Genomic DNA, 21044 nt, shown 5'->3' with positions numbered 1-21044 from the left:
CGACCACTTCCGAACTCGAACCTCAGTTCGAACAACTCAAGTAAACCCTGCACAGCGGCCCGCGTCAAGAGCGCTGACCAGATTGGGTGAACATCAGTTCGATGACATACCATCGCCAAACTTTTGGCTAGAATTTCCCCATGACGACGATTCCATTGGGAGAAGCTCGCGACCGGTTGTCCGAGGTGGTCGCGCAGGTCGAGAGCACCCATGATCGAGTGGCCATCACCCGGCATGGCCGTCCCGCCGCAGTCCTCATCTCACCTGAAGACCTGTCATCGCTCGAAGAAACCCTGGACCTCCTGACGACCTCCGGCGAAGCAGAGGCCATCCGAGAAGGCATGGCCGACGCAGCCGCAGGGCGCTTCGTTGACGCCGAAGAGATCAAGAGGCGTTACCTGCAGTGACCTACCCGATCAAGATCACCGCACGGGCCGAGCGCGACCTTGCCCGCCTCCCGGAAAAAGTCGCGACCGCCTGCGTGGAGTTCATCTTCGGACCACTGGCTGAAAACCCGCACCAGCTCGGCAAACCCCTGTTCGCGGAGTTCAAAGGCTTGCATTCGACTCACCGGAGTTCGTACCGCGTGGTGTACGCGATTCAAGACGACACAGTGGTCGTCGAAGTCGTCCGAATCGCCTACCGAGCCGACGTCTACCGATAGGTGACCATTGCCCGAGACAACCGAGTTTGACGACGCCGAACAAGCAGCAGTCCTGGCCGCCTACGACCGGCTGCGGCGGAACGCAGACGAGTGGGCTGCCTACCTCGACGAACTTCGACTGGCCGACAACACCAGCGGCGACGGGATTGACAGCGCGTTCGCCGAGTATCGGCGAATACCAAGACGGATGAGGCTTTGGGCTGGGGCAACACCCAAAGCCCCACCCGTGATCGTCAGTGCGCGAAGTGGCGCGTGCCGGTGAAGTAGACCGGCACACCGGCGGCCTCCGCCGCGGCGATCACCTCGGCGTCCCGGACCGAACCACCGGGCTGCACGATCGCGCGCACCCCGGCGTCCAACAGCACCTGCGGACCGTCCGCGAACGGGAAGAACGCATCCGACGCGGCCACCGAACCCTTCGCCCGGTCGCCCGCCCGCGACACCGCCAGCCGCGCCGAGTCGACCCGGTTCACCTGCCCCATGCCCACGCCGACGGTCGCCCCGTTGTTGGCCAGCAGGATCGCGTTGGACTTCACCGCGCGGCAGGCGCGCCAGGCGAACTCCAGGTCCGCCAGGGTGTCTTCGTCCACCGGCGAGCCGGTGGCCAAGGTCCAGTTCGCCGGATCGTCGCCCTCGGCGTCGATCGCGTCGGAACCCTGCACCAGCATGCCCCCGGAAATCGCCCGCATCTCGATCCGACCGCTCTTGGGCGGCTGCGCGGTCAGGATCCGGATGTTCTTCTTCCGGCTCAGCACGTCCACCGCACCGTCGGCGTAGCCCGGCGCCACGATCACCTCGGTGAAGATCTCGGCGACCTGCTCGGCCATCGCCGCCGACACCTCGCGGTTCGTCGCGATCACGCCGCCGTAGGCGCTCACCGAGTCGCACTCGTGCGCCTTGCGGTGCGCGGTGGCGATGTCGTCGGCCACCGCGATGCCGCACGGGTTGGCGTGCTTGATGATCGCTGCGCACGGCTCGCTGTGGTCGTGCGCGGCGCGCCAGGCCGCGTCGGCGTCGACGTAGTTGTTGTAGGACATCTCCTTGCCGTGCAACTGCGCTGCGGCAGCCAGCCCGGTCGCCTCGCCACCGGAGACGTACAACGCGGCGGGCTGGTGCGGGTTCTCGCCGTAGCGCAGGGCGCTGCGGCGCTCCCAGGTCTCGCCGATCCAGCCGGGGAACACCGAGTCGTCGCCGGTCGGCACCCGACTCATCCAGGACGCCACCGCGACGTCGTACGACGCGGTGTGCCGGAACGCGGCCGCGGCCAGCTCGGTCCGGTCGGCCAGCGTGAAGCCGCCCTCGCGGACCTGCTCCAACACCCACTCGTACCGGCTGGGGTCGACCACCACCGCGACGTTCGCGTGGTTCTTCGCCGACGCCCGGACCATCGCCGGACCGCCGATGTCGATCTGCTCGATCACCTCGTCCGCACCGGCGCCCGACGCCACCGTCTGCACGAACGGGTACAGGTTCACCACCAGCAGCTCGAACGGCGCGATGTCCAGCTCGCGCAGCTGGTCGGCGTGCTCCGGGCGGCGCAAGTCGGCGAGCAGCCCGGCGTGCACCCTCGGGTGCAGCGTCTTGACCCGGCCGTCGAGCGCCTCCGGGAACCCGGTTAGTTCCTCGACCGGGGTGACCGGCACGCCCGCCGCCGCGATCGTGCGGGCCGTGCCGCCGGTGGACACGATCTCCACCCCGGCGGCGTGCAGGCCGGTGGCCAGCTCCAGCAGACCCGACTTGTCCGACACGCCGATCAGCGCGCGGCGAACGCCTCGCCGCTCCTGCGAGTTCGAGGTCACGGGATACTCACCTTCCGTCCCTGCACGGTCCAACCGTGCAACGCCAGCTGTTCCAGGGTGTCGACCAGCAGCCGCCGCTCGACGGCCTTGATCCGCTCGTGGAGACTCGCCTCGTCGTCATCCGGCCGCACCTCGACGGCCTGCTGCGCGAGGATCGGCCCGGTGTCCACGCCAGCGTCCACCACGAACAAGGTGCAGCCGGTGACCCGCACCCCATACTCCAGTGCGTCCCGCACCCCGTGCATGCCGGGGAACGACGGCAGCAGTGCTGGATGGCTGTTGAGGTACCGGCCGTCGAAGTGGGCCAGGAAATCGGCGCCGACGAGCTTCATGAAACCAGCGGAGACCACCAGGTCCGGCTCGTGCTCCGCGCAGGCCTCGGTCAGCGCCCGATCCCAGTCGGCGCGGCTGGGATGGTCGGCGACCCGGCACACGAAGGTCGGCACCCCAGCGCGCTCGGCGCGGGCGAGTCCTTCGATGTCATCGCGATCGGCGCCAACCGCGACCACGCGCACCGGGTAGTCCGGCGAACCGGTCACGTCGAGCAGGGCCTGCAACAGAGTGCCGGAGCCGGACACCAACACGACCACCCGCGCTGGGCTGCTCGCGGCGAACCGGTTGGGCCGGGAGTGCGCGGCGGTGCTCGGCTGGTTGGTCGTACTCGGGTTCAGCGTTCGCTCCTGACATGCCTCGGCACGATCTCTCGCAGCAGCGTAAGCGCTGATTGCGGCGCCGATGTCGGCAGGGGCCGGGCGAGTGGCGCAGCCCTCACCTCTGGTCGGCCTCGGTGGGGTCGCCGTCGAACTCGGTCGGGTCGATCTCGGTGGGCTTGTGCTCGGGCGGATCCGCGTCCGCCGCCTCGCGGGCATGCGGAATCTCCGGCGCGAAGTCGTCCAGTTCGACGGCGTCAGCTGCGGCGTCAGCTGCGGCGTCACCGGAGCCGTCGGCGTCGCCGGATGCGTCCGCGCTCTCGCCTCCCGGGTCGCTCGCGGCCGTTTCGTCCGCCGAGTCGGCGTCAGTGGTGTCGGCGGGCTCGTCGCCGATGTCCGGCCCGGCGAGCCAGGTGACACCCGCCCCCGGAATGGCGAGCCAGCACAGCGTTGCCGCGGCCAGCACCACCGGATGCAGCGTCACCGGGCCGATCGGGCCGTTGCCCAGGTCGCCTCCGGCGATGCAGGCGAGCACCAGCGTGCCGACCGCGGCGACGACAGCGGCGACACCGACGGCGAGCAGCCTGCGCGACAGTGCGCCGGGGACTCGGCGGCAGGCGGTCCCGACGAGAGCGCCGACGACGAGCGGGAGCGCCAACGACGTGGCCCACCAGGCCGCCGAGTCGTGCGTCGGCAGGACCGCGAGCAGCGGCAGGTCGGGCACCGGGCCGGGTGTGGCGTGCAGCGGCTGGGCCGTCAACCGACCGATCGACAGGCCGGTCCCGGTGGCGAAAGACCAACCGGCCAGCACCGCGTTCGGCAGGTACAGGATCGACAGCAGGGTGGCCCCGATCGCATCGCCGGCCGCCCCTGATCGTTCGAGCGCGGCGGCCATCTCCGGGGCCGACACGCATATCGCGCACAGCAGCACCACGCCGCCGGCCCCGACCAGCGCGGCCACCGCGAGCAGCCCGATCCGCATTCCCGACCAGACCTCGGCCTCGACCCGTTCCCAAACCAGGTAGATCAGCCCGCACCGGTTCGCCACACCTGCCGTCGCGGCGATCGTGGCGGTCAACCCGCAGCTCAGGAAGGCATCCACCGGGACCGCGCTGACCGGTCCGCCCATGGCCACCGCGATGCTGGTGCCGATGAAGGCGTGCACCAGTCCCATCGCCGTGATCACCGGCCACGCCTGGTCAGGGCGCCGCAGCCGGGACCGCCGGGCGACCCATCCGGACGCCACGGCGATCAACAGCATCACGAGCACGGTCGGCAGCAGTGGCAGCACGCTCAGCGGCGCGCCCGTGATCGTCAGCGGCGTTTGATGCAGCGCGAGCCATCCGGGCAGGGCCGCCAGCAGGACCACGATCGGGTCGAAGTGCGCGCTCGTGGCAGTGGCCATCACCAGCGCGATCAGGCCCGCCGTGGCGAGGTAGCCGATGAGCAGGACGGCGCCGACCGCCGCGACGAGCAACCACCAGCGGATCCCGAGCCGGCGCTCGTGCGGTGTTTCGGCGATGGCGTGGGGGATCGAGTCGAGCACGGACACGCCGCCGAATGTCGCACCGGCATTACACCGAAAGGCTCACAACACGCCGCTGCCTCCGCCCATCGAGCGACAACCGCTGTCCACCCGGGAGAACGCGTCGGCCGGGATCCGTCCGACGATGGCCGAGTGCCGTGAGCGATCGTTGCGATGCGAACGGGGATTCTCACCCACTGGTGTCGCGCGCGACGATCCACGGGGTCACGCGCAGCACGGGGGCCGCCGAGTTCGGCGACGGTCACGGCGAGTTGGGGCCGATCGATGAGCACAGCTCCCGATAGCGCAGTCACACCGACACGCTGGGCTGGCTGGCGTTCCGGCTGGCCGCGCTCGGCTGCGGATTCGAGGTCCACAGCCCTCCGGAGCTGATCGACTACCGGCCCGACCTGGGTGCGAGGGGCACTCGCCTCGACGACCGGAACTCGCTGATCAGAAGCTGGGCGGGTTGGTGCCGGGGTGCGGCATCTGCTGGGTGCCCTGCGGTCCACCGCCTTGGCCCGGTTTGCCGGACTGCGGCGCGGACTGGCCGGGTTGCTTCGGTTGCGGCGCGGGCTGACCTGGCTGGCCCTGTTGCGGCGCAGGTTGGCCGGGTTGGCTCGGTTGCGGCGCGGGTTGACCTGGCTGCTGCTGCGCGGGTTGACCGGGCTGGTCCGAGTCAGGGAAGCCGTCCGAGGACGGGTTCCGCCCACCGGGCTGCCGCGGCTGGGCACCGGACGGCGGACCCCAACCGCCGCCCGGGTGGCCGAACTGACCAGGTTGACCGGGCTGCCCCTGATGACCGGGCTGCCCCGGATGGCCTGGTTGACCCGGTTGGCCTGGCTGACCGGCCTGACCCGGCTGGCCCGCTGGGCTCCAGCCGCCGGGGCCGCCAGGACCGCCGGGCTTGCCCGGCTGGAACGGACCGGGCGCCCCGAACGCCGGTTGCGCCTGCTTGGCGGGTTGCGCTGGCTGCGACGGCGCGTTGATGATCCCGCCCTCGATCAACAACACCCCGACCACGGCGGCCAGCTGCACGAGCGCCAGCAGCAGGAGCACCACGACGATCCCGCCCGAGTTGCCGCCGACGAGGTCCTGCAGCAGCGAGAGCGTCGCGTAGGCGGACAGCGGGGCCGCCGCGAACAACGCGTTCGGCGTCTTCGGCACGAACCGCAGCCCCGCCAGCGCCGTGGCCACGACGAGCGCGAACCCGGTGATGCTGCCGATGGCTACCCCGGCGATCGCGTCGAAGAAGCCGATCAGGTAGCCGATCAGGCCAGCGCCAGCAGCCACCAGGACGAGGATTTCTTTCAACCCGAGCCCCGCACGAACGGGCTCCGGAGCGACCGGTGGTGGCGGCGGCTTGGGGTAGGGCGCTGACATAGCTGGACAGACTCCTCGAAGAACACTCGTGGCGCGCGGACGGAGCGTCCTGACGCTATCCAATCAACCGGCGCCGGTGCACCGGCGGACCGCAGGGCACGTTTTTCCGGCGAACAGCCACCGGGGCCGGACTCCCGAAGGCGTCCGGCCCCGAAAAGGACGTGTCGAGATCGGGCTCAGCCCTTGACGATCTCGCGCATCAGGTTGGCGGTCTCGCTCGGCGTCTTGCCGACCTTGACCCCGGCGGCCTCCAGGGCCTCCTTCTTCGCCGCAGCGGTGCCGGAGGAGCCGGAGACGATGGCACCGGCGTGGCCCATGGTCTTGCCCTCCGGAGCGGTGAAACCGGCCACGTAGCCCACCACCGGCTTGGTGATGTTGGCCTTGATGTACTCGGCCGCCCGCTCTTCGGCGTCCCCACCGATCTCGCCGATCATGACGATCGCCTCGGTGTCCGGGTCTTCCTCGAAGGCCTGCAGCGCGTCGATGTGGGTGGTGCCGATGACCGGGTCACCGCCGATGCCGACGCAGCTGGAGAACCCGATGTCCCGCAGCTCGTACATCATCTGGTAGGTCAGCGTGCCCGACTTGGACACCAGACCGATCTTGCCCTGCTCGGTGATGTCGGCCGGGATGATGCCCGCGTTGGACCTGCCGGGCGAGATGATGCCCGGGCAGTTCGGCCCGATGATCCGGGTCCTGTTGCCGGTGGCCTTGGCGTGCGCCCAGAAGTAGGCCGAGTCGTGCACCGGGATGCCCTCGGTGATCACCACGGCCAGGCCGATCTCGGCGTCGATGGCCTCGATCACGGCGTCCTTGGCGAATTTCGGCGGCACGAAGACGACCGACACGTCGGCGCCGGTCTCCTTCATGGCCTCCTTGACGCTGCCGAAGACCATGAGCTGCTTGCCCTCGATCTCGACCGTCTGCCCGGCCTTGCGGGCGTTGACACCACCGACGATGTTGGTGCCGGAGCGCAGCATCCGGGCGGTGTGCTTGGTGCCTTCAGAGCCGGTGATGCCCTGAACGATGACCTTGCTGTTCTCGTTGAGGAAAATAGCCATGGCCTCATGCCCCCGCAGCCAGCTCGGCGGCCTTGTCGGCCGCACCGTCCATGGTGTCCGCCATCGTCACGACCGGGTTGTTGGCCTCGGCCAGGATGCGGCGGCCCTCCTCGACGTTGTTGCCGTCGAGTCGGACGACCAGCGGCTTGGTGGCCTCGTCGCCCAGGATCTTCAGCGCCTGCACGATGCCGTTGGCAACCGCGTCGCAGGCCGTGATACCGCCGAAGACGTTGACGAACACCGACTTCACGGCCGGGTCGCCGAGGATGACGTCCAGGCCCGCGGCCATCACCTCGGCCGAGGCGCCGCCGCCGATGTCCAGGAAGTTCGCCGGTTTCACACCGCCATGCCGCTCACCGGCGTACGCCACCACGTCCAGAGTGGACATGACCAGCCCGGCGCCGTTGCCGATGATGCCGACCTCGCCGTCCAGCTTGACGTAGTTGAGGCCCTTCTCCTTGGCCTTGGCCTCCAGCGGGTCCTCCGCGGCCTTGTCCACCAGCTCGGCCTGACCGGCCTGGCGGAACGCGGCGTTCTCGTCCAGGGTGACCTTGCCGTCCAGCGCGACGATCTTGCCCTGCGGGTCCTTGACCAGCGGGTTGATCTCGACCAGCGTGGCGTCCTCGGCGACGAAGGTCTCCCACAGCTGGACGATCACGTCGGCGACCTGGTCGGCGACATCGGCCGGGAAGTTGGCGGCGGCGACGATCTCCCGCGCCTTGTCCTGGTCGACGCCCTCGATCGGGTCGATCGCGATCTTGGCCAGCGCCTCGGGCTTGGTCGCCGCGACCTCTTCGATCTCCATCCCGCCCTCGACCGAGGCCATCGCGAGGAAGTTGCGGTTGGCGCGGTCGAGCAGGAACGAGAAGTAGTACTCCGCGGCGATTTCGGAGGCGGTGGTTACCAGCACCTTGCGGGTGATGTGGCCCTTGATGTCCAGGCCGAGGATCTCCTCGGCCTTGGCCTCGGCCTCATCGGGGGTCTTGGCCAGCTTCACGCCGCCGGCCTTGCCGCGGCCCCCGGTCTTGACCTGAGCCTTGATCACGACGGGCCCGCCGAGTTCTGCGGCGGCTGCCTTGGCCCCTTGCGGGTCGGTCGCCACGGCGCCGGGCAGCGTCGGCACTCCGTGGGAGGCGAAGAGCTCCTTCGCCTGGTACTCGTACAGGTCCACTCGACTCTCCTGCGACGTCGGTGACGGACTCCGGTGACGATATCGACCGGCGATGAGGCATAGGGCGGCGCACCTGGTGAACTGCCTCACCTGAGATAAGGCGTTAGGCCTGGTCGAACCGTCCAGCACGGAGATTCGCCTGCTCTGGCAGGTCGATATCGACGTTCGTGGTGACGAACGGAACAGCGCACCGTGACGGTGTTCCTGGGATTCTCGACGGCCAGCCGCGTCGGGGCAAGGCCTCAGATCGAGTGATTTGCACGAACTCGGCTTCGAACCCGGTGCGGCGATGTCGGCGACTCTCCCCGCAGCAGCCCGTTCTTCCTGATCAGCTGGCTACCGGGCCAGCATCCGCTGCTGGATCACGCGGTGCGCGGGCTGCGCGCGGCCGCGAGCGCGGTGCCGAGCAGCACGACCACGCAGGCCGCACCGAACCACAGCCCCAGGCCGGGAGTCGAATCCGGGAGCCGTTCGGCGGTCAGCGGGAATTCGAGCACCCGGACCGCCACGACCAGCGCGGCCCCGCACAGCAGCGCGGCCGCCCGAGCGGGGCGGCACATCGGCGCCACCACGGCCGCGCCCACCACGGTGACCAGCGCGATCACCAGTCCCCAGGATGTCGTGCCGAAGGCGTTGAACACGCCGGGCGCGGTGTAGTCGGGGGCGGTCACCACCGGAACGCTGAACGCCCCGGCGCCGAGCAGCAGCGCGACCAGCGACGGGAACAGCACCAGCCGGTGCATCGCGATCTCGGTGAGGTCGACGTCGTCGCGTTCCACCGCCCCGGCGATGGCCGCGGTGGTGGCCGCGAGCGCGGCGAACAGCACCGCGATCCCGGCTGCCCAGGCACCGATCCCGGCATGCGCGTCGGCTGCCTGCACCGCGGTGAAGACCGCGTCGAGCACACCGGCAGCGGCGAACGGGATCAGCGCCCACACCACCGTCAGCATCGGGCGCAGCCGAAGCGCCGCACGCGGCACCAGCAGGCCGATGCCGAGCGCCACCAGCAAGATCCCGGCTGGCCACAGCATCCGCGCGGGATACGGCGACGGGTCGCGCAGACCGGAGGGCATCTCCACCTGCGGCAGTGCCGCCGCGAGCACCGCCAGCACGCCCGCCACCAGCGCGAACACGGCCGACAGAGTGATCAGCCGAGTCAAGGCGGGTAGGCGCAGCTCTTCGGGTTCGGCGGATTCGGCACGCCCGGCGGGCACGGCCAGGACGGCCAACGCGACGGCCGCGACCAGCCCCAGCACGGGACCCCAGGCGAACTGGATGTCGTCGAGCACCGCGGCGGAGACCAGCGGCGGCACGGCGACACCGGCCAACGCGGCGGCCACGCCGAGCAGTCCACCGCGGGCGAAGTCCGGGTCGGTGGAGCCCGCCACGAACCCGGCCGCGCTGGGCGCGCCGATGGCGAGCAGGACGCTGCCGATCAGCACCGCCAGCGGTCCGTCGAGGGCCGGATCCGGCAACAGGTAGGGATCGTTCGAGCCGAACGGCGCCATCAGGACACCGACGGCGGCGAGCACGCTGGCGCACAGCACGAGCGCGAGCAGGCCCTGCCGGTGCGATCCGGCCCCCTCATCGCCACGTTCGACGCCTTGCACCGCGAGGATGCCAGCGACGATCACCGCGACGTGTCCGGCCATCAGCAGCCAAACGCCGATCGACGGCGCGAAGGTGTCGAGGCTTTCGGTGCGGAGCAGCTCGGGTCGAGAGGCCAGCCCGGCGTCGACGGCGAACTGCAGGTCGAGCACCAGGCGTCCGGGCGCGAGCACTGCCGGGCCGACGAGCAGGGCCGCTGCTGCGCCGAGCCGCCCGAGGCGGGCGAAGACGAGCGACGCCGCGGGCGCGAGCAGGGCGAGCACCAGCAGCAGGGGCCAGGCCGGGAAGGCCGCAGGGGCGCTTGGGGCGACGAGTCCGAGCAGTGGCCCGAGGCCGATGAGCAGGGCCCCGCCGACGGCGACCACGATCGCAACTCGCAGTCGCATCGGGAGATCGGAGGCCAGCCTATTCGTGGCCGGAGCCGACGAACCGTCGGACGGGAGGTCGGGCCGCGCAGTCACCGCGCTGACGCTAGCAACCCCGAGTCCGCGCACCGCCACCGGCGCGCGCCCTCCGGGACATCCCTGACCCACGACGCCCGAACGGAGCACTTGCGGATGCCCATCAAGCCGCTCTTAGAGTGTGACTCGTATCACATTCTGCTACTGGGAGGTATCTGGATCGAGGCATCTCCCGGCCCGCCATCGGCCAATCGGTCCGCATCTCGTCGATCACGAAGCCGCAGGCAGTTTCGTTGCGCGACGACCACTCCCAGTATCCACACACGCCTGACAACCGGGCCCCGCCGAACACGCGCCGTATCCGAGATGTCACTTACCGGGATTTGCCCCTAAGGGATCAGCTTCGTTACTGTCCCCCGGTCCGTTGTCACGGTCTGATCACGAAGGACAACCTTCGGCCGGTTCCCCGATCGGCCCCCGGGATCCCCGCCCGGGAAACGTGATCCGGCTCCCCGAGACGGAAGGGCAGGCATTGGCTCGACACCGCTCCCCCGGCGGCGCAGCACACTCCCCGGGTTATGCGGAGGCGTCCCCCGACGACCCCTCCAGCAATCCAAGCAACACCCGGGGCTCCTCATCCGCATCGGTCTGGCGCGGACGGGTGGTCGTCGCCGCCGTCGCCGCCGGCGCCTTCGCGGCCGCCGGTCAGTCGATGGCCGCCGGTGAGGGCAGCGCCGCCCCGGACCACGACGACTTCAACCCATCGGACGCCTCGGCATCACTCGGCAACGCGATGGCCACTCCCTCCTACACCGGCATGGGCGGCAGCGCCCCGGCACCTGCGATGCTCCCCGTCGCGAAGGCCTCCGACGCTGGTGCAGAGATGGAGAAACTCGCCAAGAGCGAGCGGATCACCCAGGAACGCGACGCCGCTCGCATCGCCGCCGAGCAAGCGGCGAGAGCGCCGAAGTTCGTCCTTCCCGCTCTCGGCAACTTCACCTCCGGTTTCGGTGGGCGCTGGGGCACCACGCACTACGGCATCGACATCGCCAACGCCAAGGGCACGCCGATCTATTCCGTCGCCGACGGAGTCGTGATCGAGGCGGGCCCGGCCAGCGGCTTCGGCCTGTGGGTCCGGGTGCAGCACACCGACGGCACGATCACCGTCTACGGCCACGTCAACACCATCACGGTCGACGAGGGCGACAAGGTCAAAGCTGGCGACCAGATCGCCACCATGGGCAACCGCGGCTTCTCCACCGGTACGCACCTGCACTTCGAGGTGTGGAACACCAGCGGCAAGAAGATCAACCCGCTGCCCTGGATGCAGGCCCGCGGCATCTCCCCGGTTTAGCGCAAAGGTTCCGGCTAGCGCGGAGGTTCCGGTGAGCGGAGCTTCGACCCGGTTGTTCCGGGCGAAAGCTCCGCTCACCCAGCTTCCGATGACTGGCGGCGCTGTTGGCGCCAGCGGGCCATCAGTTCCGGGATCGCGCCGCGCAGGAACTCGAAGAACTGCCGCGTCTCGTCGAGGCGCATCCCCGCCCGCGAGTCCGCGCCGACCGCCGTCACACCCTCGGCGAGGGTCCGTTCCCAGTCGAGCAGGTCGGCATCGCGGTTCATGATGCTGGCGTACCAGAGATCGTCGATCACCCGGTAGTGATCGCGCCGCTCACCCGGGCTGCGTTCGCGCACCACCAGCTTCACCTGCGCCAGGTAGCGGACCGCACCGGAGACCGCCGCCGCGCTCACGTCGAGAACCTCGGCGAGCTCACCGGCGGTGCGGCGGCCCTCCTCGGCGACCAGCAAGCTCGCGAACACCCGCGCCGCCATCCGCGGGAAACCGGCGGCGGTCAGGTCGAGTGCGAACTGCTCGACGAACCGCAGCACCGCGTCCGCATCGCCGGACCGCTCGTCGCTGCTGCGTTGCGTCATGTCCCGATCCTCGCCAGCCGTGTCGATCACCCGATAGATTTTATACGATTTCTTTATTTCACGATTTCGTGAAACCACTGTAACGTGCGTGGCGTGACCGAACAGATCCGGTTGACCGGTGCCCAGCAGACCCTGCTCGGCCCGCTTTACGCCAGGGCCCTGGACAGTCGCAGGCCCGACCCCGTGCTCGGGGACGAAACAGCGAATCAACTACTCGACCGCATCGACTTCAACTTCCGCAGCCTGCACCTCGGCTCCGGCGACTTGATCACGGTGACGATGCGGGCCAAGCAGCTCGACGACTGGGTGGCCGAATACCTCGCCGAGCACCCCGACGCGGTGGTGCTGCACCTGGCCTGCGGCCTGGACAGCCGGGCGTTCCGGCTCAAGGTCCCCGCCGGGGTGCACTGGTACGACGTCGACATGCCCGACGTGATCGAACTGCGGAATCGGCTCTACCCCGAGCAGCCGGAGAACTACCGCACGATCGCGACATCGGTAACCGAGCGGGACTGGCTGGAGGAGATCCCGATGGGTCGGCCGACGCTGGTCGTCGCCGAGGGACTGGTGATGTACCTGACCGAGGCCGACGGCCTGGATCTGCTGCGGCGGTTGGTCGAGCGGTTCGAGGTCGGCGAGATGATGTTCGACGCGGCGCTGCCGTGGACCGTCCCGGCCGCCCGCTTCTCCTGGTTCTTGCAGCGGACCGGAGCCCGCTTCCACTGGGGCATCGGCGATCCGCACACCGTTGAACTCCACGTTCCCGGACTCCGGCTGCGACAGGAACTCCCCCTGCTGGACCTGCCAGGGGTGGCGAAGTTGGAGCCGGCGAACCGGGCGATCGCGAAGGTGATGCACGCGATCCCGCCGGTGCGCAACGCCTTGCGCCTGCTGCGCTACAGCTTCGCGAAGCAATCGCAGGAGAAGGTCGAACTCACCGGCGCGCAGGCGACCATGCTCGCCACGCTCTACCTGCGCGCGCTGGACAACCGCTCGGCCGATCCGATGCTCGGCGACCGCTGGGCCGATGAGGCGGTGCAGCGCATCGACTACGACTTCAGCAAATTCAAGATAAGCGCACGCAACGCCGGTTCGGTGGCAATCCGCGCCAATGCGCTGGATCGCTGGGTCGAGGACGCGCTCCGACCCGACATGACCGTGCTGCACCTCGGCTGCGGGCTCGACAGCCGTTTCGAGCGCGTCGACCCACCGGCGAGCGTCGAGTGGTACGACATCGACCAGCCGGATGTCGTCGAGCTGCGCAAACGCCTCTTCCCGGAACTCCCGCACCGCCACACCATCGGCTCCTCGGTGACCGCACCCGGTTTGCTCGACGACATCCCCGGTGATCGGCCAGTCCTGATGGTCGCCGAAGGCCTCACCATGTATCTGTCCGAATCGGACGGTTTCGCGCTGCTGCGGCGGATCACCGAGCACTTCCCCAGCGGGGAACTGCTTTTCGACGCCTTCAGCAGCCTCGGCGTTCGAGGGTCCAACCGGTTCAACCCCGTGGTGGTGCGGGCCGGGGCGCACCTGGAGTGGGGCATCGACGATCCGCGATCGTTGGAATCCGCCGTACCTGGCCTGCGGCTGGTCACCGAGTGGTCGTTCACCGATGCGCCGGAGCTGGACCGGTACCCGACACCGGTGCGGGCGGCACTGCGCGCATCCGGACACCTCACCTCGATTCGCCGTCTGGGCAGAATGCTCCGCTACCGCTTCTGATTCACCCGATGCGGGCGGGGTGAAGGGCACCTTCTACCAAGTAAGTTGGTGGAAGGTGCCCTTCACCCCTTGTTGGAGGTGGTGGCGATGATCAACGGGGCGCATTTGTTGTTGTTCAGCCGGGATGCGGAGCGGGATCGGGCTTTCTTCCGGGATGTGCTCGGGTTCGGGTCTGTGGACGCGGGAGGTGGCTGGTTGATCTTCGGGTTGCCGCCCGCTGAACTGGCCACCCATCCCACCGATGGGGATGCTGCCTGCGAGCTCTACCTGATGTGCGATGACGTCGCGGCCACCGTCGGCCAGTTGCGGGCCGAGGGGGTCGAGGTCACTCGCCCGGTCAGTGACGAGGGTTGGGGACTGCTCACCGCGTTCCGCCTGCCCAGCGGCGCCGAGATCGGGCTCTACGAGCCCAAGCACCCGCGTCCGGACGGGACCTGGGCGAGGCCGTGCACGCCGGGTTCACCGGACGCGACGAATTCCTGATCAGTCCTCTTTGGACTGGGAGTTTCTCGTTCACCGTCGGCGGGTTGTCTCTGCGACGATTGCTCTCGTGGACGCTAGCGATGATCAGCTTTTGCGGGGGCCGTTCGTCGGGACCAGTGCGGTCGTGGTGCGCGACGGGCAGGTGCTGCTCGGACGGCGGTTGGGGGCCCACGGTGCCGGGCAGTGGTCGTTTCCCGGTGGCAAGGTCGACGCCGGGGAATCGCCCGCGGATGCCACCGCGCGTGAGCTGGCGGAGGAGACCGGGCTGGTCGCCACCGCAGTCACGCCGATCGGTTGGACCAGCGACGTTTTCGCCGCCGAAGGCCTGCACTTCGTTACGCTGCACCACCTCGTCGTCGCGACCGGCGAGCCGACGGTGCGGGAGCCGGACAAGGTCGAAGGCTGGAGCTGGCACGAGTGGGACGCACTACCCGACCCGTTGTTCGGGCCGGTTCAGGCGCTGATAGCCGACGGCTGGCGCCCGCCGACCGGCACTAGCTGAGCGGTCTCGGGCAGTGCGCACAGAACGGCGTCTGCAGGCACGGCAACCCGCGTGGAACCACCCCTGTTCCTTCGCCACGAGCCGCTCAGCCCTTTTCTTGAACTCGTTCTGCTGCCGCTGCGGATGGGTTGCGCGCGAAATCGCCCCACCCGCAGCAGCCGAGTTCCACGCAGCCGCTTCGCGGACAGGCACCTCGACCCGGGCAGCCGGGCTAGCGAGTTGGAGGACTGGGCTTTGGGCGCTGGTTCAGAGCTTGGTCAGGGGGACGCTGCCGATCAGCATCAGCCGGACCGTGCCGGAACTGCCGAAATCGATCGTCGCGGTGGCACGCGGTCCGTCACCCTCGGTGGACAGCACGGTGCCCAGCCCGTACTTGTCGTGGGTGACCCGGTCGCCAGCCTCAAGTTTGATCGAGACGGTGTCCTTCCAGCCCTGCACACCCGTGCTGCGCATGCCACGGGCCGCGACCTGGGCCTGCGCCGAATCCGACCCGGTGCGGTCGAACCCGCCTCGGCTGCCCCACGTGCTGCGCACCTGCGGGGCGGCGCGCTCCGGCTCGATCCGCCGCCACTGCACCAGTTCGTCCGGGATCTCGGTGAGGAACCGGGAGGCCGGGTTCGCCATCGGCTGGCCCCACGCCGACCGCAGCAACGCCCGCGACAGGTACAGCCGCTGCCGGGCGCGGGTGATGCCCACGTACGCCAACCGCCGTTCCTCGGCCAGCTCGGCCGGTTCGCCCAGCGCGCGCAGGTGCGGGAAGACCCCATCCTCCCAACCGGTGCAGAACACCACCGGGAACTCCAGGCCCTTCGCGGTGTGCAGGGTCATCAGGGTGACGACCCCATCACCGGCCTCGGGCAGCGAATCCGCATCCGCCACCAGCGAGACGCGCTCCAGGAACGCCGACAGCGAATCGTCGGCGGGTAGCCCCAGCGATGTCTCCTCCGCGTCCTCGGCAGCCGGTACCACCGCCGAGACCACGGCCTCCGCCGACGGGTCGACATCAGCGGCGGACTCGTCGGCCGGGGCGGCGCCCGCGCGGGTCTCGGTGAATTCCCGCGCGACCGTGACCAGTTCGGTCAGGTTCTCCACCCGCGTGGCGTCCTGCGGGTCGTCGCTGGCCTCCAACTCCGCCCGGTAACCGGTGCGCTCCAGCACCGTTTCCAGGATCTCGGCGACATCGGCCTGCGCCGCCACCTCCTGCAGTTCGTCGAGCAGCGCCACGAAACCCGCGATGGCCTTCCGCGACCGGGTGTTGAGCAGCGCGACCTCTCCGGCCGCCGCCTGCCGCAGCGCCGCCGCGAACGTGATCCGCTCCTGCTCGGCGTGCACGGCGACCACGGCCTCCGCCCGGTCCCCGATGCCGCGCTTGGGCACGTTGAGGATGCGGCGCAAGCTCACCGTGTCGTCCGGGTTGTCCAGCACCCGCAGGTAGGCCAGCGCATCCCGCACCTCTCGACGCTCGTAGAAGCGGACCCCGCCGACGACCCGGTACGGCAACCCGAGCCGGATGAACACCTCCTCGAACACCCGGGACTGGTTGTTCGTCCGGTAGAACACCGCGATGTCGTTGAACGTCGCGGCGCCCTCGTCGACCAGCCGGTCGATCTCGCCCGCCACGAACGCCGACTCGTCGTGCTCGTTGTCCGCCACGTAGCCGACGATCGGTTCGCCGTCTCCGGCATCGCTCCACAACCGCTTGTCGCGGCGGTTCGGGTTGCGCCGGATCACCGCGTTGGCCGCGGACAGGATCGTCTGCGTGGAGCGGTAGTTCTGCTCCAGCAGGATCGTCCGGGCCTGCGGGTAGTCGCGCTCGAACTCCTCGATGTTGCGGATCGTGGCGCCCCGGAAGGCGTAGATCGACTGGTCGGCGTCGCCGACCACGCACAGCTCACCCGGCTCGATGCCGCTGTCGGACCCCTCGGTGCCGACCAGCTCGCGCACCAACGAGTACTGCGCGTGGTTGGTGTCCTGGTACTCGTCGACCAGCACGTGCCGGAAGCGCCGCCGGTAGTACTCCGCGACCGCGGGGTGGTCCTGCAGCAGCTCGACCGTGCGCATGATCAGGTCGTCGAAGTCCATCGCGTTGGAGTCGACGAGCCGACGCTGGTACGCGGCGTAGACCTCGGCGACCTTGCGCTCCATGTCGTTGCCGATCTGCTCGGCGGCGGCCTCGGGGGTCAGCAGCTCGTTCTTCAGGTTCGAGATGTGCACCGCGAGGCTGCGTGCCGGGTAGCGCTTGGAATCCAGGTCCTGCTCCCGCGCGATCATGGTGATCAGCCGCCGGGAATCGTCGGCGTCGTAGATCGAGAAGTTCGACGACAGCCCCAACGTCTTGGCCTCGCGGCGCAGCACCCGAACGCACATCGAGTGGAACGTCGACACCCACATCACGTTGGCGCGGCGCCCCACCAGATCGACCACGCGTTCCTTCATCTCGGCCGCGGCCTTGTTGGTGAAGGTGATCGCCATGATCTGGCCCGGATGCACACCACATGCGAGCAGGTGGGCGATGCGATTGGTCAGCACCCGCGTCTTGCCCGACCCCGCACCCGCCACGACCAGCAGCGGCGAGCCGGTGTGCACCACGGCATCGCGCTGCTGCGGATTCAGGCCGGTGAGCAGCGCCTCCGGATCCTGGTCGGGCCGTGCGGAGCGACCGGATCCGGCCGATTGCGGCGATCCGTGCAGATCGCTGTGCCACTGGAGGTTTAGTGGGGTGCTCATCGCTGTTCCACGTTACCGGCGAGCCCGGACAGAACCCGAATCCCGGTGGGTTCCGGGTCCGAGATCGCCTTGCGAGGCAAGCCGCGCAACGGACCTTCGGACACCGCTTCGGCCGCCAGCTGCCCGACATCGCGTCCGAGGCACCGCACCTGGATTGTCCTCGTGAGACAGCAGCTGAATACCCGCAGCGGCACGAGTCGCCAAGACACCGGAAACCCGCCACCAGCACCCGACGCGGACATGCCCTGCCCGACGCGAACCTGCCGGGCGCGAACGTGCGGTCGCGTGCACCGCACTCCCATCCCCGAAATCAATCCCCGCAATCAATCCCGCAATCTCCACCAAACGGTTTCGCAGTCCCCCTGACCGTGCCCGGACGTCGACGTCCGGGGTCGGCTAGGGACTTACCCCGATACGCCGCGCGCTGCGGGCCGGGACGGTGAATACCGACTTCCCCGCACCCGCCACGGAATGAGCTGCCCATGGATCTGATCAACCAGATCGACGTCGCGATCCGGGAGTTCGTCGCCTGGGCTGCGACGTTGAACCCGTGGTTGTGCGTGCTGCTGGTGCTGGTCCTGCTGTCATTGGAAACCTCCCTCTTCATCGGCTTGTTGATCCCAGGTGAGGCGACGCTGCTGCTGATCACCACGGTGCTCGGCGTCCGGTGGGCGCCGGTGGTGTTCCTGGCGGCGCTGCTGGGCAACCTGATCGGGCAGACCGGTGGTTATTGGCTGGGTCGGCTGATCGGCCCGGGACTGCGCAACACCTGGGCAGGGCGGAAGATCGGCGCGCGCCGCTGGCAGGCGGCCGAGGCGGTCGTGCTCGACTCCGGGGGACGGGCACTGATCACGACCCGTTTCGTCGCGGTGGTGCACGCGGTGGTGCCTGCCGTGGTGGGCACGCTGCGACTGCCGTTCCGCCGCTTCCTCGTGCTGGCGGCGATCGGCGCCACGCTGTGGGCGGCCGTGCACGTCGCCGCCTCGGTGGCGCTCGGCGAGACCGCCCGGGCGATCGGTTACGGCTGGACGGCGTTGGCGCTGACGTGCGCAGGTGCTGCCACGGCCATCGGCATCGTGATCCGCAGCGCTCGTCGGCAGTCCAGGAGGCAGGCTCCGGAGCACCCGCCGGTCGCGGTTGGCAGTCGTACCGGTCGTCAAGAGAACTGATCGTCATGCTGCCAAGATCCTCGCTGGTCCGGCGGACTGGCAAGCGATTAACTCGAACTAGTGATCGATGGTTCCGCGAAACCGGGTTCCCCGCGGGCTCTCGGTTCCACCACTCGGGAAGTGCGCTCCACCTCATGGCCGGGCCGATGCGCGATGTGGCAGACTGGGCCAGTGCGAACGCAGACCTACGAGTTTTACTACGGGCCCGGGACTCCGGCGCCCGTAGCTGCGTGAGCTCAATACCACTACGACGCCCCGGGGTCCTCGGACTCGGGGCGTTCGCGCGTTCCGGGCCGGGGACGGGGCTGGAGCCGGAGGACGACGCCCGATGAACGCCACTGTGGACGGTGACCAGCCGAAGTCCGAGACCTCCTCGACGGAGCTGGCCGCTGCGGAGGCCATCACCAACTTCCGCGAAGAGATCGACTACCTGGACGCCGAGATCCTGCGCCTGGTCAAGCGCCGCGCAGAGGTCTCCCGCCAGGTCGGACAGGCCCGGATGGCCGCTGGCGGACCTCGCATCGTCTACAACCGCGAGATGGACGTGCTCGCGCGCTACCGCGAGCTCGGTCCGGAAGGCCGCGAACTCGCGATGATCCTGCTGCGCCTCGGCCGCGGCCGCCTCGGGCGCTGAGAAGGCGCACGTCGCGAACGCGTTGTCGGGCGCCCCAGCCCAACAGCAAGCACCAGGGGCCTGCCGTTGAACTCGTTCTGCCTGGCGGGGCAACGGCCGTAGGAGCCGGGACGATCGGCGCCGCTTCGGAAACGAGATCGAGGGCAGGCTCCCAAACCCGACCGCACCCACCTGGGCGAATGCTCCGCCCAGGTGGCCCGTGCGGCACGTGCACGGGCTCTGACCAACGACGGCCGGGAACCGCCCACCGATCTGGCCCGCGCCGCCTTGCCGGGTCTCCGGCGACGGCGAGGGTTCAGTTCGCCGTCCAGCCGCCGTCCATCGGGAACGACGCCCCGGTGATCGAAGTGGTGCCGGGACCGCACAACCACACCGCCAGCTCCGCGACCTCGGCCGGTTCCACCAGGCGTTTGATCGGCGTGCGGGCCAGCAGGACGTCCTCGACCACCTGACCTTCGGGCACCCGGTGCAGTTCGGCCTGTTCGGCGACCTGGCGTTCCACCAGCGGGGTGCGCACGAAGCCCGGGCAGACGCAGTTGGACGTCACCCCGTGGCCCGCGCCTTCCAGGGCGATCGTCTTGGACAGGCCCTCGATCGCGTGCTTGGCGGTCACGTAGGCGCTCTTGTACGGCGAAGCGCGCAGGCCGTGCACCGAAGAGATGTTGATGACCCGCCCCCAACCTCGGGTGTACATGCCGGGCAGCGCGGCTCGCACGATCCGGAACGGCGCCTCCACCATCACCCGCAACATCGTGCTGAAGGTGCCGGTCGGGAACTGGTGGATCGGGGCGACGTGCTGGAGACCGGCGTTGTTGACCACGATGTCCACCCGGTCGCCGAGTTCCGCGGCGGCGTCGAGATCGGTGAGGTCGACCACCCGGGCCTCGGCGCCGATCTCGGCGGCGACCGCCTCGACCGCGTCGGCCGACCGATCCACCGCGATGACCTCGGCCCCGACCGCCGCCAGTCGGCGGGCCACTGCCGCACCGATCCCGCTGGCCGCACCGGTGACGAGGGCGCGCTTGCCAGCCAGATCCGGGCCGTCGGCGCCGGATCGCGCGGAGTTCGTACCGACCGACTCGGCCGAGGAATCGCTCATAGCCTGAGAACCTAGGCGTGAGTCCGGCCTCGATCCAGGGGCCGAACACAACCTTTTCCACCTCGGCCGCACCTGCCGGAGGCGCGGCCTGTTCCGCGCGCTGACGGCAACATCGCGGTCGCGGTGGGACATCAGGGATAACACCCATACCGGGCAGCGCCCGGACGAGGCAGACTGTGGTCATGGTTCTCGGTCTAGTGGCCTTCCTCATCACGCTGGCCGCGGTGCTCGCCGCTGCCGGACACGCGGGTTACCTCGCGATGCTGACGTCGGCGGCGAAGAAGCGCGCGGGCGGCCAGCCAGCAGTTGATTTCGCCCGCAAGCGGTTCCCGATCGCCGGAGTCGGCTTGGGCGTGACCCTGCTGGCCTTCCTGATCAGCACCGGCGACTCAGCGGGCGCGGACATCTTCGCGATGCTGCTCGGCGGTGGTGGCGGCATCGCCTCGCTCAAGGCCCTGCAGTCCACCCAGAGCAAGTTCCGCAACGGTCAGTTCTGAGCGCCTGGAACTCG

Annotated in this window: 19 protein-coding genes; 9 read left to right on the top strand and 10 right to left on the bottom strand. The window is 69.4% G+C overall.

The genetic code is table 11. The annotated features are described in order from the left end of the window. The first annotated feature begins 140 nt into the window (after positions 1 to 140). A complete protein-coding gene (locus ACTWQN_RS06170) occupies positions 141 to 407 on the top strand; it encodes a type II toxin-antitoxin system Phd/YefM family antitoxin (protein ID WP_443202333.1) in 267 nt (88 codons plus the stop codon). After that, positions 404 to 664, top strand: coding sequence for a type II toxin-antitoxin system RelE family toxin (locus ACTWQN_RS06165; protein WP_443202332.1), 261 nt, complete (start codon positions 404 to 406; stop codon positions 662 to 664). Before ACTWQN_RS06170 ends, ACTWQN_RS06165 begins: the two co-directional genes overlap by 4 nt. 233 nt (positions 665 to 897) lie before the next feature. On the opposite strand, the gene purH is transcribed toward ACTWQN_RS06165, so the two are convergent. The 7 genes from purH to ACTWQN_RS06130 form a co-directional block, all read right to left on the bottom strand. Next, positions 898 to 2463 (bottom strand): bifunctional phosphoribosylaminoimidazolecarboxamide formyltransferase/IMP cyclohydrolase, encoded by a 1566-nt coding sequence (purH, locus tag ACTWQN_RS06160; RefSeq protein WP_443202331.1) that lies wholly within the window; start codon positions 2461 to 2463, stop codon positions 898 to 900. Further along, on the bottom strand, positions 2460 to 3053 hold the full coding sequence (purN, locus tag ACTWQN_RS06155) for a phosphoribosylglycinamide formyltransferase (RefSeq protein ID WP_443202330.1): 594 nt from the start codon (positions 3051 to 3053) through the stop codon (positions 2460 to 2462). Before purN ends, purH begins: the two co-directional genes overlap by 4 nt. Before the next feature lie 178 nt (positions 3054 to 3231). Next, complete coding sequence (locus ACTWQN_RS06150) at positions 3232 to 4665, bottom strand: cell division protein PerM (RefSeq protein ID WP_443202329.1); 1434 nt, start codon at positions 4663 to 4665, stop codon at positions 3232 to 3234. Between the two features lie 426 nt (positions 4666 to 5091). Further along, the gene (locus ACTWQN_RS06145; protein WP_443202328.1) at positions 5092 to 6021 is read right to left on the bottom strand and encodes a DUF5336 domain-containing protein; all 930 of its coding nucleotides are present in this window, start codon (positions 6019 to 6021) and stop codon (positions 5092 to 5094) included. 176 nt (positions 6022 to 6197) lie between these two features. Then, positions 6198 to 7082, bottom strand: a complete 885-nt coding sequence (sucD, locus tag ACTWQN_RS06140; RefSeq protein WP_443202327.1) for a succinate--CoA ligase subunit alpha — start codon at positions 7080 to 7082, stop codon at positions 6198 to 6200. A 4-nt stretch (positions 7083 to 7086) separates the two neighbouring features. Then, positions 7087 to 8253 (bottom strand): ADP-forming succinate--CoA ligase subunit beta, encoded by a 1167-nt coding sequence (sucC, locus tag ACTWQN_RS06135; protein ID WP_443202326.1) that lies wholly within the window; start codon positions 8251 to 8253, stop codon positions 7087 to 7089. A 362-nt stretch (positions 8254 to 8615) separates the two neighbouring features. Then, positions 8616 to 10247 carry a hypothetical protein gene (locus tag ACTWQN_RS06130; RefSeq protein WP_443202325.1) on the bottom strand — a complete coding sequence of 544 codons (1632 nt, stop codon included), beginning with the start codon at positions 10245 to 10247 and terminating at the stop codon, positions 8616 to 8618. A gap of 676 nt (positions 10248 to 10923) precedes the next feature. On the opposite strand from ACTWQN_RS06130, the gene ACTWQN_RS06125 reads away from it, so the two are divergent. Continuing rightward, on the top strand, positions 10924 to 11616 hold the full coding sequence (locus ACTWQN_RS06125) for a M23 family metallopeptidase (protein ID WP_443202324.1): 693 nt from the start codon (positions 10924 to 10926) through the stop codon (positions 11614 to 11616). A 74-nt stretch (positions 11617 to 11690) separates the two neighbouring features. On the opposite strand, the gene ACTWQN_RS06120 is transcribed toward ACTWQN_RS06125, so the two are convergent. Then, on the bottom strand, positions 11691 to 12224 hold the full coding sequence (locus tag ACTWQN_RS06120) for a GbsR/MarR family transcriptional regulator (RefSeq protein WP_443202323.1): 534 nt from the start codon (positions 12222 to 12224) through the stop codon (positions 11691 to 11693). 63 nt (positions 12225 to 12287) lie between these two features. On the opposite strand from ACTWQN_RS06120, the gene ACTWQN_RS06115 reads away from it, so the two are divergent. The 3 genes from ACTWQN_RS06115 to ACTWQN_RS06105 all read left to right on the top strand — a co-directional run bounded on the left by ACTWQN_RS06115 (position 12288) and on the right by ACTWQN_RS06105 (position 14904). Next, positions 12288 to 13919: a class I SAM-dependent methyltransferase gene (locus ACTWQN_RS06115; protein WP_443202322.1), complete on the top strand. Its 1632-nt coding sequence runs from the start codon at positions 12288 to 12290 to the stop codon at positions 13917 to 13919. Positions 13920 to 13997: 78 nt separating this feature from the next. Continuing rightward, complete coding sequence (locus tag ACTWQN_RS06110; protein ID WP_443202505.1) at positions 13998 to 14402, top strand: VOC family protein; 405 nt, start codon at positions 13998 to 14000, stop codon at positions 14400 to 14402. A gap of 67 nt (positions 14403 to 14469) precedes the next feature. Continuing rightward, positions 14470 to 14904: a nucleotide triphosphate diphosphatase NUDT15 gene (locus ACTWQN_RS06105; protein WP_443202321.1), complete on the top strand. Its 435-nt coding sequence runs from the start codon at positions 14470 to 14472 to the stop codon at positions 14902 to 14904. A 246-nt stretch (positions 14905 to 15150) separates the two neighbouring features. Here ACTWQN_RS06105 and ACTWQN_RS06100 read toward each other — a convergent pair whose 3' ends face one another. Next, positions 15151 to 17631 carry a UvrD-helicase domain-containing protein gene (locus tag ACTWQN_RS06100; RefSeq protein ID WP_443202320.1) on the bottom strand — a complete coding sequence of 827 codons (2481 nt, stop codon included), beginning with the start codon at positions 17629 to 17631 and terminating at the stop codon, positions 15151 to 15153. 482 nt (positions 17632 to 18113) lie between these two features. Between ACTWQN_RS06100 and ACTWQN_RS06095 the strand changes: the two genes are divergently transcribed. Together ACTWQN_RS06095 and ACTWQN_RS06090 are read left to right on the top strand one after the other, a co-directional pair. After that, positions 18114 to 18800, top strand: coding sequence for a DedA family protein (locus tag ACTWQN_RS06095; protein ID WP_443202319.1), 687 nt, complete (start codon positions 18114 to 18116; stop codon positions 18798 to 18800). Positions 18801 to 19128: 328 nt separating this feature from the next. Beyond that, on the top strand, positions 19129 to 19434 hold the full coding sequence (locus ACTWQN_RS06090) for a chorismate mutase (protein ID WP_443202318.1): 306 nt from the start codon (positions 19129 to 19131) through the stop codon (positions 19432 to 19434). Positions 19435 to 19729: 295 nt separating this feature from the next. On the opposite strand, the gene ACTWQN_RS06085 is transcribed toward ACTWQN_RS06090, so the two are convergent. Continuing rightward, positions 19730 to 20533: a 3-hydroxybutyrate dehydrogenase gene (locus tag ACTWQN_RS06085; protein ID WP_443202317.1), complete on the bottom strand. Its 804-nt coding sequence runs from the start codon at positions 20531 to 20533 to the stop codon at positions 19730 to 19732. A gap of 182 nt (positions 20534 to 20715) precedes the next feature. On the opposite strand from ACTWQN_RS06085, the gene ACTWQN_RS06080 reads away from it, so the two are divergent. Next, the gene (locus ACTWQN_RS06080; protein ID WP_443202316.1) at positions 20716 to 21030 is read left to right on the top strand and encodes a hypothetical protein; all 315 of its coding nucleotides are present in this window, start codon (positions 20716 to 20718) and stop codon (positions 21028 to 21030) included. Positions 21031 to 21044 lie beyond the last annotated feature (14 nt).

Origin of the sequence: Saccharopolyspora antiqui (assembly GCF_052246905.1) — a bacterium.
Classification (GTDB): Bacteria; Actinomycetota; Actinomycetes; order Mycobacteriales; family Pseudonocardiaceae; genus Saccharopolyspora.
The sequence above is the reverse complement of the archived record's forward strand: the minus strand, read 5'-3'. Positions and strand labels throughout refer to the sequence as shown.